Here is a 13,571-nt window from a genome sequence, read left to right on the forward strand (position 1 = left end):
CAGCGACTCGACGGATGCCGCGCGCGAGATTCTGAGGACGCGCCCAGGGCCCCTCGCTAGCGTCTCCGGTTCTTCTGCGCCCGCCCCCGCGGGTGCTCGATCACGGAGGAAACCATGTACGCAACGACGGAAAACGCCAGCCCCGACACCCTCGTCTCGCTCGCGACCGCCGAGCCCGAGCTCGCCGTGAGCATCCTCGTGCCGATGGCAACGACGGGAAAGGAGACGGCCGCGAACAGCACCGTGCTCAAGAACGCGCTACGGGACGCTGGCGAAAAGCTTGCCGACGCCGGTGTCTCCGACAGCGACCAGGCCGCCCTCCTCTCCCCCGCCACCGAGTTGCTCGACGACCACGAGTTCTGGCAGAACCAGGGCGCCAGCCTCGGCATCTATCTCACCGCCGGTCACGAGCCACGCCTGGTGCGCTTTGGAGTGTCGGTCGACCCGCAGGTGAGTGTCGGCCGACGCTTCCGCATCGCGCCGGTTCTCGGTCTGCTCGATGCCGACGACGCGTTCCTCGTCGCCACTGCCACGCACGACGGCGCCCAGCTCTTCACGGCGACGCGCGCGGGCCTCGGCGATGCGCTCGCGGTCGGGCTGCCGTCGAGCGCCGGCAATGAGGGGGTGGAGAACGACTACGAGAACCCCGTGCAGGCGAGCCCGCCGCTTCGCCCGAACACCGGCCACGCCTCGATCAGCAACGCACAGGTGTACGGCGACGCTCCCCCCGAGTGGCGCGAGACGCGTCAGCACGACCACGCGCAGGCTGTCGTGCAGGCGCTGACCGCGGCGACGAGCGACCGCCACGAGCGCATCGTGCTCGTGGCGGGAGCGGAGGTGATCGGACTGCTAAGGCCGAGCGGCCTCTTCGCCGCCGATGTCGACCACAACCCCGAATCGCTGACGCCTGAGGATCTCCACGCGCACGCACTCAAAGCCATCGAATCCGAATTGGATGCGCACCGCGCCGACGCCCTCAGCACCGTCGTCGCGGCGCTCGGTCGCACCGACGGGTCGGCCACGAGCGACGCCGCCGAACTGCTGACCGCGGCCCTCGAGGGGCGTCTTGGCACGCTCATCGTGTCGGCGAGCGCCGCCGCGAGCCACGACGGCGACCTCGACGAGGTGGTCAGTGCCGCGCTGGGCACGGCCGCGCGCATCGTCGTGGCGGAGGACGACGCGGCACCGGCACCGCTCAGCGGCCTCCTGCGCTACTAGTCGGGTGCGGGGCGCTCGCCGTCAGCGACGCGAGCCGGGAGGTTGCGGGCGGCGAGCATCCCACTCGCCCTGCCCCCAGCGAAGCCCCTTCGCGACCGGATAGACGGCGAGAAAGACCCACGCGGGGGCGCGCAGTCGACGGTTGCGCACCCCGTGGTGGGTGTACGTGCGGTCGAAGCGACCCACGTACGAGTAGTAGTCGCGCGGGCTGTCATCGATCCGCCGTGCGGACATGCCCGTGACCATCGTCGGGATGTACCGCGCGGTGAGCCCCGCGTCGTACAGGTGAACCGAGATGTCGATGTCTTCGTGGAACAGGTCGTCTTCGTCGCGGCACACCTCGCCGCGGATCGCCTGCCACGCGCTCGCCCGCAGGGCCATGTTGCTGCCAAACACGAAGTGATACTCGCGGGCCAAGCGCAGGATCGCGCGCCGGAGGGTGTCGTCGGCCTTCAGGCCGAAGCGACGCAAGGGCATGTCGTAGTAGAGCACCGGTCCCGTGGCGGCCGCCACCTCGGGGTCGGCGAACGCCTTCTGCACCTCTTCGACCCAGTTGGGCTCGAGCACGCTGTCGGCGTCGATGCGGCCGAGCACGTCGCCGGTGGCCGCATCGAGGCCGGCATTTCGGGTGGGCACAATCCCCTGCTCGTCGAACTGCGGAAGGTAGATGAGGGGCGCGTCGGGGTGGGAGGCCTGCAGTTCGGCGACGATCGCGGCCGTGCGGTCGGTCGACCGGTTGTCGACGACGATGATCTCGTGGGCCGGCACGGTCTGGGCGAGCGCCGCGAGCACGCAGGGCTCGATCGTCGATTCCTCGTTGTACGCGGGGATGACGATCGAGACGGTGAGCGGCGTCGTCACGCCGCCGCCTGCGCGACGGGGGCGGCAAGGAGCGCGACCGTCACGGAGCCGCCCTTCGTGGCCTGCTCGCCCACCTGGCGGAAGCCGAGCCGCGCATGGAACGCCAGCGACCCGGGATTCGGCGGATCGAGGTTCACTTCGCAGGTCACTTCGGAGAACCCGCGGGTGCGGGCCTCGTCGAAGACCGCGGCGTACAGCACCTGCCCGAGCCCTGCGCCGCGCTCACTCTCGGCGAAGACGATGCGGTCGACATACAGACTCGCAACGCCGCGCCCCTCGAAGAAGCGGTAGTTCTCGCTGTCGTACGCGGCACCGGGCGCGAGCGCCAGCACGAAGCCGACGAGTCGCCCATCGCGCTCAAGTCCGAGCGGCAGAGCGGCGAGGGTGATGAGCCGCGCCAGTTCCGCGGCTGCCGTGATCGGCACGGCAGGGCTCGCCGCGTCATTGAGCGGTGTGAGCTCGTCCGCGTCAGCGGCGGTGAGACGGCGAAGCGTGGGCGTAGGCGATGTCATGCATCTGATTCTGCCTTCCGCGCCTTCCAAGCGACGAGTCCGGCGGTCGCCGTCAGGATGCCGAGCGCACTCACCGCGATCCAAAAGGGCGGACCCAGTTCGAGACCGAACGCTCCGATGGCGACCCACGCGACGACGCCAGGAATCATGCCGATTGCGCTTCCCAGGATGTAGTCGCGCCGCCGCAACCCGGTGAGTCCGGATGCATAATTCACCGCCATGAACGGAATGACCGGAACCATGCGCACACCAAGCACCGCGACGAGCCCACGATCGGACAGCAGTCTATCGACCTTGTCAACGCGCTGACCGGTGAACTTCTCGACGGCGCCGCGGCCGAGCGCTTTGCCAAGGAAGAACGAGCCGGTGGCGCTCAGCAAGGCACCCAGCAAGACAACGGGTAGTGCCGTCCAGAAGCCAAACACTGCCCCGGCGGCGATCGATATGACGGACTTCGGCGCTGGCGTCATCGTGATAGCCCCATAGAGCAGGGCGAACACGGCGAGACTCCACCAGCCCAGCTCGTCGGCGGCGGTTTGGACCTGCTCGACTGAGGGCAGATCGACGAGCAATCCGGTGGCGACAGCGATCGCGACGATCGCCACGAAGACCACAAGCTTCGCCACGACGCGACGCGACACCGTTCTCGCGTGGTCGTCCTCTAGCGCGGTCGGTTTCGCTGTCGGCGGCTGTCATGGCCGGCTCAGTCTACGGATCGACGCAGACCCTTCCCGCTTCGTCACAGAGTCGGATCAGCGGGGATGTTCGCTCGCAGCCACCAGACGGGGTCGACGTGGCCACCGCCGACAGTGAGCTCAAAGTGGAGGTGCGTTGCGGTCGTCGTACCGCTGTTGCCGACCTGACCGATCGTCTGACCGACCTCAACAAGCTGCCCGGGAACAACGGGCGCAGAGCCCGGAATCAGGTGCGCGTACAGCGAGTTCACCCGCTGCCCGTTGATGGTGTGCTCGATAGCCACGTAGGTGCCCCAGCCGCCGTTACTACTAACCGCGGTGACGACGCCGTCGGCGATTGCGACGGCTGGTGCCCCGTACCCCGGGAAGAGATCCACGCCCAGGTGGTAGGTCGAGCATCCGGCACAGACGTTGCCGCGATAGCCGAAGCCGTTGCCGATGGGACTTCCTTCGGCAACCGGCCACTGGATGGGTGAGCGCCACGTGATCTCGACGCTGTCGCGCTCGGCGGCGAGCATCGCGGTGGATGCGGCGATCGCGGTGACCGGGACCTCGTACGTTTGCGGCGCCGGCGCGGGCGCCTCCGCTGCCTCGATCTCCACCGCGACCTCGGCAGCCTCGGCGGTCATGGGGTGACCCGCCCAGAAGCTGGCGGCGAGCAGGGAGGCGAGCAACGCGGTGGCGGGCTTGCGCGAGAAGTGCGCGCGCGGCGACGCACCAGGGCGGGGTTGGAGCATAGGAGAAATGAGCTTTCCGGTGAGCGGCGCGGCGCGCCTCGAACACGGCTGATCGCGTCGTCGCGAGAAGGTCACCGCACTCACTACGCGAGGCGGGAAACGAGGTCATGGCGCTCGCTGATGAGGGTCATCTGGGCACTCGCTCGCGTCGGCGACGGAGCCGACGAAGCCCCAGTGTAGCAAACAGACGCGGAAAGGTTACAAATAGGTAACGAACGCTACGCGATGGTGGTGCCGAATGCGAGCCCCAGCAGGTACGTGGCGGCCGCCGCGCCGTAGCCGATCGCAAGCTGTCGGAGCGCGCGCTTGACGGGCGACGCTCCCGACAGAACACCCACGATGGCGCCGGTGATGACGAGAGCGATGCCCACCAGTGCGGCCGCCCAGAGCACGGCCGTGAGCCCGGTGAGCCCGATCGCGTAGGGCACGACGGGGATCGCGGCACCCGAGGCGAAGAACGCGAAACTCGAGAACGCGGCACGCCAGGCGGAGCCCACCTCTTCGTGCTCATCGATCGCGGGCGCGTGGGCACGCGACGCCTCCTCGGGGCGGTCGCTGGCGAGCACCGAGCGGGCGCGCTCGTCCGCCTCTCGAGCATCCAGGCCCCGGGCTCGGTAGACGAGGGCGAGCTCGTTCGCGTCGAGGTCGAGCGCGGGCAACGCGCCGTGCGAGTCGGGGTCGGGGGTCGACGCCTCGAGCAGTTCGCGCTGCGAGCGCACCGACACGTACTCGCCCGCCGCCATCGACAGGGCGCCGGCGAGCAGACCGGCCAGCCCCGTGAACAAGACGACGGCGGGTGCCACGCCGGTCGCCCCGATGCCGAGCACCAGCGCCAGATTCGAGACGAGGCCGTCGTTGGCGCCGAACACGGCGGCGCGGAATGTGCCCGCCAGCCGGTTACGCCCCCGCGCGGCGAGCCCGCGCACCACCTCGGCGTGCACACGCTCGTCCGCCGCCATCGCGTCGGTGGCGTGCGCGTCGGCTTCGTAGGGCGACCGCCCCTCTGCTCGCTGGGCGAGCGCGAGGAAGAAGATCGACCCGAATCGGCGGGCGAAAAAACCGAGGATGCGCGTGCGCAGCGAGACGGCCGGCACCGTCTTCGCATGGTCGCCCAGCAGCTCGACCCAGTGCTGCTCGTGGCGGCGTTCGGCGTCGGCGAGCGCGAGCAGAATCTCACGCTCCTCGCCGGTACGACGCTCGGCCAGGTCGCGGTAGACGGCCGCTTCGGCGCGCTCGTCGGCGAGATACCGCCGCCAGCGACGCAGCTGGGCGCGCGTCGGGGTGAGCTCCACCGCGTTCGTCATGGGGTCATCCTGGCAAAACGCGCGCGTGCGCGCGGTTCGGCGATCCGAAAACGACGCGGGTCCCGCCTCCGGCGCCTACCAGCCCCAGGTGCCGGGGGCTCCCTTGAACGGGCCGACGACGCGGGGGGTGATCCACCCGCCGTAGAAGTCGCCCTCCTGCGCCGTGACCACGTCGCCGTCGAGCGTGCAGCGGTCCATCCGACCGGGGTAGATCGCAACGTGGTCGACGAGCTGCTCAAACCCGCGGCTGGGGCTCGGGTAGTACCAGGCGGCGCGGGCCGCGACAACATCGCCCGCGACGACGTCCAGGTAGCCGGCCCGGCCCTTGAACTCGCAGAACGACGTTCCCTCCGCGTCACGTAGGGCGCCCGGCGCGACGTCGGAGCGCGGCACGTAGACCGTTGGCGGGTGGCTGGTTTCGAGGACGCGGAGAGCGCGCGTCGTGTCCACGAGCATCCGACCGTTCAGTTCCACGGTCACGCGCCCGTGTACGGGTTCGACGCGCGGGGGCCGGGGGTAGTCCCACACCGACTCTTGGCCGGGCCCTGGCGTGTCGGGGGTTCCCCTACGCATCAAAACCCGAAGTCCCCGAAGCCGCCGAAGTCGCCGCCCGCGTCCCCGGACGCGTCGAACGCTCCGCCATCGCTCGCCACGTCGCCCCCGGCATCAATCGGCGGCAGGAAGGCCGACACCAGCGCCGAGCCGACGACGTAGCCGGCGACGGTTCCGAGCAGGGATGCGCCGAGCACCTGCCCGAAAACGGGCGCCTGCATCGTGCGTTCCATCGAGCCCGGCTCGCGCATTTCGGCGCGCGTCGCCGCACGCGCGAGCGTGTCTGGGGTGTCGTCCGCCGGCTGCTCGCTTTCGGGGGCGTCCTTGCGCAACTCGTCCAGTAGCAGGGCGCGCTGTTCGGGCGCCAGGCGCTCGAACGCCTCGCGGTGCACCCGCTCGATCGCCTCCGGTGGGGCCGTCTGCAGCAGGTAGCGGTAGCGCTCTACCGCGCGCGCATCGTCACTGCGGGGCGGCGCCGGATGCGGTCCGCCCTCGTCACGGGATGCGCCGAACAATCGGTCGAAGAAACTCACGTCGTGCCTCCGCGTCGGCTGGGGTCAGCCACACGGTACGCAGGAAGTCCTGCGATGCGCTGAGGAAACGATGAGCGACACCCTGGGTAACAACTGGGTCACAGTCGAAGAGGTGTGGGTGCTGTGCACTAGTCTCAGGAGAAGAAAGTTGATGCGCCTCGTGAGTTCAGGGCGTCTTGCAGTACGCAGGTCGTTGCACTCCCCTATGGATTCCGGTTCACGAGTTGGTTCGACTGGTGGTTTCGACAGTCGAAACTCCGTGAAACAAGAAGGAAAGGGAGTTAGTCATGACGACTGGCACCGTTAAGTGGTTCAACGCCGAAAAGGGTTTCGGCTTCATCACCCCCGATGACGGAAGCGCCGACGTGTTCGCGCACTTCTCGGCCATCCAGTCGAGCGGCTACCGCTCGCTCGACGAAAACCAGAAGGTCGAATTCGACGTCGCGCAGGGCCCGAAGGGTCTGCAGGCCGAGAACATTCGCCCGCTGTAAGCAGCACCATCCCGCTCGCACCAGAGCAACCCTGACGCGTGAGCCCTCACGGGCGAGCGCCGACAGAAAACCGCCCGTCGACGATGCCGGGCGGTTTTCGCCGTTAAGGGGCATCAGGCCTCCGTGACGAAGTCGATGAGTTCCTCGACGGGGCCGAGCAGCGCGGGCTCGAGATCGTGGAAGCTGCGCACGCGCGAGAGGATGCGCTGCCACGCGTGGGCAATGTCGGCCTGGTCGTCGTGGGGCATGCCGAGCGCGGCGAGCACCCCCCTCTTCCATTCGAGGTGTCGCGGAACCTCCGGCCACCGCTCGATGCCGAGGCGGGCAGGCTTCACGGCCTGCCAGATGTCCACGAAGGGGTGGCCGACGATGTGCACGCTGCCCCGGGGAACGGTCCGCAGTGCAGCCGACGCGATGCGCGCCTCCTTCGAGCCTTCGACGAGGTGATCGACGAGCACGCCCACCCGACGCCCCGGCGTTGGGGCGAAGATCGCGAGGCGGTCGGCAAGGTGATCCACACCCTCCAGGTACTCAACAACGACGCCCTCGACCCGCAGGTCGTGGCCCCACACCTTCTCGACGAGTTCGGCGTCGTGACGACCTTCGACCCACAGGCGACTCGCCCGGGCCGTGCGCGCGCGCTGGTCGGCGACGTGGAACGACCCGCTGAGCGAGCGCGCGCGGCCCGCGGGCGCGGCGACCGTCGGCTCGATGAGGGTCGCGGGTGCACCGTCGACCAGGAAGCCCGGCCCGAGCGGAAATGCCCGGATTCGACCCAGCCGGTCCTCCAGGTGCACGTTGCCAACCTCGACGCCGACAACCGCGCCCACGAAGCCCGAGTCGGGCAGCTCGACGACAAGCCCGGGGTCAGCCGGCACCCGCGCGACAGGTGCGCGACCCGCTGACCGCCAGTCACCGGCGAGCACATCGTTTCCGTAGCGATCCACGCGGAGACGCTACGCGAGCGGTGACGCTAGGGTTGCCGCACACGCCGAGCCTCGCCCGCGAAGGAGCCCCATGCGTCTCACCGCCGATCTGTTCCGCTGGGGTCTCAGCGTGCTGCTGATGGTGCCGTTTCTGGCGATTGGCGGATGGGCTCTCGGCCTTCCCGCCCTGCTGTGGGCGGCACTCATCGCGGTCTTTCTGGGCGGTGCGGTGAATGTCGCCGCCGTGGTGCGGGGAATCCGTCGGGTGAGCGACGGCCGCGCCGTCGATGACATTCTGCGCTCGGTCGACGGGCAGGCCAACGCGCCGGCGGAGCCGCTGGACGTGCGTCAACGCCTGATCTTTCCGGACGAACCCGACGCGCTCGACGCCGACCCCGATGATCGGCGACTCGCGCGCCGCACCGCAGCCCTCGGGTCGGCACTCGGACTCGTGGCACTGGGCGTCGCGGGTGCGCTCATCGCCGCGGTCGCGATCCCCCGCGCACTCGCTGGCGACGGGCTCACCCTCACGCAGACATACGGCGTGTGGGGCGGGGGCAGCGTGCTGTTTGCGGTGGGCCTCGGCATCTGGAGCATCGCCGTTCTCGTCGTGGCGGCGGCGCTGTGGCTGAGCGGTCGGGCCGACGGCCCCGTCGCACGGCGCCTCGCCTCCCCACGGCGCATCGTGGCGCTCGCGGCGGTGGCGGGCGCGGCGCTCGTTGTCGGGTGGTTCGCCCCGGCGGCCGCACCCGGCCTCGCTGGCGCGCTCGGCCCCGGGGTGGCGCTGGGCGACGCCGACGCCTGGCGCTCGGGATTCGGGCTGCTCGGTGTCGGGCTGTGCCTCGCGGCGATCGTGCTGACGGTGCCGCGCTGGAAGCGGCGGGTGCGCCGCTAAAGACTTGACGCGCATCCGGTTATCTGGTTAGTTAGTCATGTAACTAACCGCATAACCGAACGGAGGCGTGCATGGATGATGGGCGACCGATCTTCCTGCAGCTCGCCGAGCGCATCGAAGACGGCATCATCGACGGCACCTACCCCGACGAGGGGCAACTGCCGTCGATCAACGACTTCGCGGCGTTTCACCGCATCAACCCCGCGACGGCGCTGAAGGGCATTCAGCGGCTCGTCGACGCCGGCGTCGTGTACAAGCGACGCGGCGTCGGCATGTTCGTCAGCGCGGGAGCGCGCGAGCGCCTGCTCGCCGCGCGGCGCGACCGCTTCGCCGTGACGCACATTTCTCCCCTGCTCACCGAAGCCCGCACGCTCGGGCTGACGACGGCAGAACTCATCGACCTGATCAGAAAGGACACCCCCTCATGACGCTCACCGTCGAGGCACGCGGCCTCACGAAGCGCTACGGAGCATTGCGCGCCGTGAACGAGGTCAGCTTCGCCATCCCCGGCGGTAGCATCGTCGGCCTGCTCGGCCGCAACGGCGCCGGAAAGACCACGCTCATGCAACTCATCACCGGCCAAGAACTCGCGACGGCGGGCGAGGTGCGGGTGCTCGGCGAGAACCCCGTCGAAAACCCGCGGGTCATGAGCACGCTGTGCTTCGTGAAGGAGGCACAGAAGTACCCCGAAGACTTCCGCGTGCGGCACGTCATGTCGGTCGCGCCGCGGTTCTTCCCGAACTGGGACGCCGAATACGCCGAGCGACTGATCGACGAATTCCGGCTCACCCGCAAGCAGCGCATCAAGAAGCTCTCACGCGGTCAGCTGTCGAGCGTTGGCATCATCGTCGGCCTCGCCTCGCGGGCACCGGTGACCATCTTCGACGAGCCGTACCTCGGGCTCGACGCGATCGCCCGGCAGAACTTCTACGACCACCTGCTCGCCGACTACAGCGACAACCCGCGCACGATCATCCTGTCGACGCACCTGATCGACGAGGTCGCGAACCTGCTGGAACACGCGATCGTGATCGACGACGGACGCATCGTGCTCGACGCACCGGTCGATGAGCTGCGCGCGAGCGCGGTGACGGTCAGCGGCCCGGCGAGCGCGGTCGACACCCTCCTCACCGGGCGCGAGGTGATGCACCACCAGACGCTCGGCGGGCTCGCCACCGCAACGGTCGCCGCCCTGTCGGAGGCCGAGCGTGCATCCGCCGCGGGCGAGGGCCTCGAGGTCGGCCCGGTGTCGCTGCAGCAACTGATCATTCGCCGCTCCGGCGGCTGGACCACCGCGAACGTCGTCGCGTGGCCGCTCGGCGTGCTCGCGTTCATCCTACTCCTGAACATCGGCATTGGCATCGTCATCGAGCAAGCCACGCAGAGCGCCGCCGACTCCGGCGGCGAGGCCGATGTCACGATCACGGTCAGCGGCGGGGTGGCGTTCGTCTACATCTACATGCTCGTCATCGCCGTGCAGTCGGTAAACATGTCCTTCTCGATCGCGCTGGGCTGGGGCGCGACCCGCCGCGACTTCGCGCTCGGCACGCTCGCGTTTTTCGGGATCATGTCGCTCAGTTACGGGTTGCTCATCGCCGCCATGGCCGTCGTAGAACGCGTGACAGGCGGCTGGGGGCGCAGATTGCAGTTCTTCGTCGACGCGGGAGTGCTCGGCACGGCGCTGTGGAGTCTCGTGATCACGGCGCTAGCGACACTCACGCTGTACCTCGTGCTGCGGTGGGCAACGCCCCGCGACTGAGCGGCTCAGGGCACCGTCACTCGCGGTGGTCGGCGAGCGTGATCATGCCGACCACCGCGAGTTCGCGCATGCGCGGCAGAACCTCGGCGGCCAGAGCTCCGGCGTCGACATCGAGCAGGTCAGCAACCGCGGCGACGATGACGCCCATGGGCAGTTCGCCGTCGCAGGCACCCACCACGGCACCGAGGCCTGTGTCCAGGTCGACCACGCGACCGAGCCCCGTGCCCTGCACAAGGCGCATGACGGTCGGATGCTCGGCCCCCGGCCAGAAGTGGCGCTCTTCCGTGACGTCCGGGGCGACGGTCGCGTGCATCCGAGCGAATGCGACATCGTCGAGCGCAGCGATCTGATCGTGCGCCGCGAAGCCGGCAGCGATGGCGTCGCCGAGTCCGGAGGTGCCGGACGGTGCCGCCGTCGCGACCCGCTCGAATCGACGCAGCCTCGGTGCCGAGGTGTTGGCTGGGCGGCGCAACGTCAGGTATCCGAAGCCGACGTGGGTCACGCCCCGGGCGGCGAAGTCGTCGAGCCACGCCTCGGCGAGCGCCTCGAAGGTCTCGCTCGCGGTGCGCACTCCCCCATCGCGCAGCCACGTCTCTGCGTACTCGGCCGCGTCTTGCCTATCGCGTTCGATTACCCAGGCGTCGAGGCCCGCCGCCTCAACCCAGGCACGCACGCGGTCGAGCCCGTCGGTGCCGGCGGGGTACTCCCAGTTGCCGAGAAGGTGGGCGGTTCCGCCCGGCTCGAGGTGGTCGGGCAGTGCGCGAACGAGCTCCTCGACGATGCCGTCGCCCACGCGACCGCCGTCGCGATACTCCAGCACGTCGACGCCGCGCTCTCGCGGGGTGATGACGAAGGGCGGGTTCGAGACGATCCGGTCGAATCGTTCGCCGGCCACGGGGGTGAGCATGTCACCGTGCCGCAACTCGACGTTGTCGACGCCGCTGAGTTCCAGGGTCAGCGCGGCCAGGCGCAGAGCCCGGTCGCTGAGGTCGGTCGCGACGACGCTCGCGGCGCTGCGGCGTGCGTGAAGGGCCTGCACACCGCTCCCGGTGCCGAGGTCGAGTACGCGCCGCGCGGGTGAGGTGGGCACGAGACCCGCGAGGGTCAGCGACGCACCACCGACGCCGAGCACATGATCGGCGCTGAGCGGCCCGCGGCGCACCATCTCGCCGTGATCCGACACGACCCACCAGTTGACGACGCCGGTGGCATCCACGGCCGAGTACGGTCGGACCTCGACGAGCGCGCGGCCGTCAGGGCCGAGTAGTCCGCGAGCGCGCAGCCCGGCGGCACCGGTACGCGGGAGGGCACGGTCGATCTGAGCGCTGTCGAGCGCGTCCCCCAGCAGGAACAGTCGCGCCAACACGGCGGCAGGATGCTCGCGGCCAGCGAGTGCCCGCCGCGCCGGCACCGGATTGTCGCGGGCGAGCGCCGCGTCAGCGACGGGACCCCACAGACCCTGCAGGCGGTCGACCGTGAAGTCGGCGTCGAGGAGGTCGGCCCGGAGCTCGGAGGTGTGCACCGAGCAAGTCAAACGCATGCGGACCGTTTCGAGAATTCTGGGTATTCCGGGAATAGGCCGGGAGCTTGAGGCGCTATCGTTCCGTGTGCTTCATGCGTACGCATATAAATGCGCGTCGCCAGAGCCCGCTTCACACCGTGACCACCTGACGAAGGAGACTCCGCATGACCATCACCGCCGACATGATCCCCGGGTACCGCACCGGCACGTGGAAGGTTGACCACGCCCACGCCGAGATCGGCTTCTCGGTTCGCCACCTCGCCATCAGCAAGGTGCGCGGAAAGTTTGAACGCTTCGACGCCACCGTGATCGCCGCCGAGAACCCCGCCGAGTCGAGTGCCCACGTCACGATCGACGTGACGAGCATCAACACCGGCAACGAGACGCGCGACGCCCACCTGCGCACGAACGACTTCTTCTCGGCCAGCGAGTACCCGACGATCGAGTTCCGCTCGACCGGCGTACGCCAGGAGGGCGGCGAGGTGCTGCTCGACGGCGAGCTCACCCTGAAGGGTGTCACCAAGCCGATCACCCTGCGTGGCGAATTTGGCGGCATCGCGACCGACCCGACCGGTGCCGTCAAGGCGGCCGCCAGCGGAACGACCGTGATCAACCGCACCGACTTCGGCGTGACCTGGAACGCCCCGCTCGAGACCGGCGGCATGCTGCTCGGCGAGGACGTCACCCTCATCATCGAAGCCCAGTTCGAGCTGCAGCAGGACGCGGCGTAGCGACCTGCGCCGCCCACGCGGCGAACACAGGGGGTGGTGGCCGGCTGGCCGCCACCCCCTTTCGTGCGCCGATAGCGATCGTCGCATCCAGCGGCGCGCATCCTCTCGGAACACTCACGTAGCCTGGAGATGATGCGTCCCCTCACCGAAGACCAGATTCGCGCGAGTTTCGTCAATGCCCCCGCGGCCGAGCTGCAGCGTATGGAGATTCCTGGCCTGCACGAGACCGTGTGGGAGGAGCGCGAATTTCTCGGCTGGCGCGACCCGCAGGGCTCGCTGCGCGGCTACCTCGTCACCTGGGTCGACGACGAGCCGGTGGGGGTCATGGTGCGCGCCGCCTCCGGCGGTCTGCGACCCGGCATTGGCGCGATGTGTTCGCTCTGCCACACCCCGCAGCCCGCGACGCAGGTGCTGATGTTCAGCGCGGCTCGCGGTGGCGCGGCCGGCCGCGACGGCAACTCGATCGGCACCTACATCTGCGCCGATCTCGCGTGCCCCATCATGATTCGCATCTTCCCCGGGCAGAGCGAGATGCTGCTGCGGCGCGACGAGTTGGTTGCGCGGCGCAGTGCGGGGCTCAGCGAACGGGTGCGCGCCTTCACCGCACGCATTCTGGAGACCGCAGAACGCTAGTCGCGGCGCCCGAGGATCGTGATCGGGATCATGAGCGAGAACGTCACCGCGAGGATCCCTGCGAAGAAGAGGAACGGGGCGTACACCTCCGGCACCTCGAACGAGTACGCGAACATCGGGAACGAGGCGAGGAACAACGCGATGGCGGCGATGGCGGGCAGGATCTTCATGGTGCCCCCCATTCTGCCAGGTTCTCGCTGGG

General features: G+C 69.2%; 17 protein-coding genes. 7 read left to right on the forward strand and 10 right to left on the reverse strand.

Going from position 1 to position 13,571, the window contains the following annotated elements:
* The first annotated feature begins 114 nt into the window (after positions 1 to 114).
* The gene (locus tag CPY97_RS09560; protein ID WP_096422219.1) at positions 115 to 1,218 is read left to right on the forward strand and encodes a hypothetical protein; all 1,104 of its coding nucleotides are present in this window, start codon (positions 115 to 117) and stop codon (positions 1,216 to 1,218) included.
* A gap of 21 nt (positions 1,219 to 1,239) precedes the next feature.
* Here the strand turns inward: CPY97_RS09560 and CPY97_RS09565 are convergent, their stop codons facing one another.
* The 7 genes from CPY97_RS09565 to CPY97_RS09595 all read right to left on the reverse strand — a co-directional run bounded on the left by CPY97_RS09565 (position 1,240) and on the right by CPY97_RS09595 (position 6,412).
* Entirely contained in the window at positions 1,240 to 2,079 is an 840-nt protein-coding gene (locus CPY97_RS09565) for a glycosyltransferase (RefSeq protein WP_096422221.1), read from the reverse strand.
* Positions 2,076 to 2,591, reverse strand: a complete 516-nt coding sequence (locus tag CPY97_RS09570; protein ID WP_096422223.1) for a GNAT family N-acetyltransferase — start codon at positions 2,589 to 2,591, stop codon at positions 2,076 to 2,078. The genes CPY97_RS09565 and CPY97_RS09570 overlap by 4 nt, the downstream gene beginning before the upstream one ends.
* On the reverse strand, positions 2,588 to 3,217 hold the full coding sequence (locus CPY97_RS09575) for a TVP38/TMEM64 family protein (protein WP_197702223.1): 630 nt from the start codon (positions 3,215 to 3,217) through the stop codon (positions 2,588 to 2,590). The genes CPY97_RS09570 and CPY97_RS09575 overlap by 4 nt, the downstream gene beginning before the upstream one ends.
* A 113-nt stretch (positions 3,218 to 3,330) precedes the next feature.
* Positions 3,331 to 4,023, reverse strand: a complete 693-nt coding sequence (locus CPY97_RS09580) for a M23 family metallopeptidase (RefSeq protein WP_096422227.1) — start codon at positions 4,021 to 4,023, stop codon at positions 3,331 to 3,333.
* A gap of 218 nt (positions 4,024 to 4,241) precedes the next feature.
* Positions 4,242 to 5,327, reverse strand: a complete 1,086-nt coding sequence (locus CPY97_RS09585) for a VIT1/CCC1 transporter family protein (RefSeq protein ID WP_096422229.1) — start codon at positions 5,325 to 5,327, stop codon at positions 4,242 to 4,244.
* Positions 5,328 to 5,402: 75 nt separating this feature from the next.
* Positions 5,403 to 5,900 carry a DUF427 domain-containing protein gene (locus tag CPY97_RS09590; RefSeq protein WP_096422231.1) on the reverse strand — a complete coding sequence of 166 codons (498 nt, stop codon included), beginning with the start codon at positions 5,898 to 5,900 and terminating at the stop codon, positions 5,403 to 5,405.
* On the reverse strand, positions 5,900 to 6,412 hold the full coding sequence (locus CPY97_RS09595) for a hypothetical protein (protein ID WP_096422233.1): 513 nt from the start codon (positions 6,410 to 6,412) through the stop codon (positions 5,900 to 5,902). Before CPY97_RS09595 ends, CPY97_RS09590 begins: the two co-directional genes overlap by 1 nt.
* Before the next feature lie 287 nt (positions 6,413 to 6,699).
* On the opposite strand from CPY97_RS09595, the gene CPY97_RS09600 reads away from it, so the two are divergent.
* Positions 6,700 to 6,903, forward strand: a complete 204-nt coding sequence (locus CPY97_RS09600) for a cold-shock protein (protein ID WP_047567327.1) — start codon at positions 6,700 to 6,702, stop codon at positions 6,901 to 6,903.
* A 113-nt stretch (positions 6,904 to 7,016) separates the two neighbouring features.
* On the opposite strand, the gene CPY97_RS09605 is transcribed toward CPY97_RS09600, so the two are convergent.
* The gene (locus CPY97_RS09605) at positions 7,017 to 7,850 is read right to left on the reverse strand and encodes a DUF3097 family protein (protein WP_096422236.1); all 834 of its coding nucleotides are present in this window, start codon (positions 7,848 to 7,850) and stop codon (positions 7,017 to 7,019) included.
* A 70-nt stretch (positions 7,851 to 7,920) separates the two neighbouring features.
* Between CPY97_RS09605 and CPY97_RS09610 the strand changes: the two genes are divergently transcribed.
* The 3 genes from CPY97_RS09610 to CPY97_RS09620 all read left to right on the forward strand — a co-directional run bounded on the left by CPY97_RS09610 (position 7,921) and on the right by CPY97_RS09620 (position 10,483).
* Positions 7,921 to 8,724 carry a hypothetical protein gene (locus CPY97_RS09610; protein WP_096422238.1) on the forward strand — a complete coding sequence of 268 codons (804 nt, stop codon included), beginning with the start codon at positions 7,921 to 7,923 and terminating at the stop codon, positions 8,722 to 8,724.
* 71 nt (positions 8,725 to 8,795) lie between these two features.
* A complete protein-coding gene (locus CPY97_RS09615; RefSeq protein ID WP_096422240.1) occupies positions 8,796 to 9,152 on the forward strand; it encodes a GntR family transcriptional regulator in 357 nt (118 codons plus the stop codon).
* Positions 9,149 to 10,483, forward strand: a complete 1,335-nt coding sequence (locus CPY97_RS09620) for an ABC transporter ATP-binding protein (RefSeq protein ID WP_096422242.1) — start codon at positions 9,149 to 9,151, stop codon at positions 10,481 to 10,483. The genes CPY97_RS09615 and CPY97_RS09620 overlap by 4 nt, the downstream gene beginning before the upstream one ends.
* A 16-nt stretch (positions 10,484 to 10,499) precedes the next feature.
* Here CPY97_RS09620 and CPY97_RS09625 read toward each other — a convergent pair whose 3' ends face one another.
* Positions 10,500 to 12,005: a DUF7059 domain-containing protein gene (locus CPY97_RS09625; RefSeq protein WP_331716201.1), complete on the reverse strand. Its 1,506-nt coding sequence runs from the start codon at positions 12,003 to 12,005 to the stop codon at positions 10,500 to 10,502.
* 164 nt (positions 12,006 to 12,169) lie between these two features.
* On the opposite strand from CPY97_RS09625, the gene CPY97_RS09630 reads away from it, so the two are divergent.
* A complete protein-coding gene (locus tag CPY97_RS09630; RefSeq protein WP_096422246.1) occupies positions 12,170 to 12,736 on the forward strand; it encodes a YceI family protein in 567 nt (188 codons plus the stop codon).
* A gap of 132 nt (positions 12,737 to 12,868) precedes the next feature.
* Positions 12,869 to 13,369, forward strand: coding sequence for an FBP domain-containing protein (locus tag CPY97_RS09635; RefSeq protein ID WP_096423568.1), 501 nt, complete (start codon positions 12,869 to 12,871; stop codon positions 13,367 to 13,369).
* On the opposite strand, the gene CPY97_RS13475 is transcribed toward CPY97_RS09635, so the two are convergent.
* Complete coding sequence (locus tag CPY97_RS13475) at positions 13,366 to 13,539, reverse strand: hypothetical protein (RefSeq protein WP_161494109.1); 174 nt, start codon at positions 13,537 to 13,539, stop codon at positions 13,366 to 13,368. The two genes, CPY97_RS09635 and CPY97_RS13475, sit on opposite strands and share 4 nt — an antisense overlap.
* Positions 13,540 to 13,571 lie beyond the last annotated feature (32 nt).

Origin of the sequence: Microcella alkaliphila (genome assembly GCF_002355395.1) — a bacterium.
GTDB classification, from domain to species: domain Bacteria; phylum Actinomycetota; class Actinomycetes; order Actinomycetales; family Microbacteriaceae; genus Microcella; species Microcella alkaliphila_A.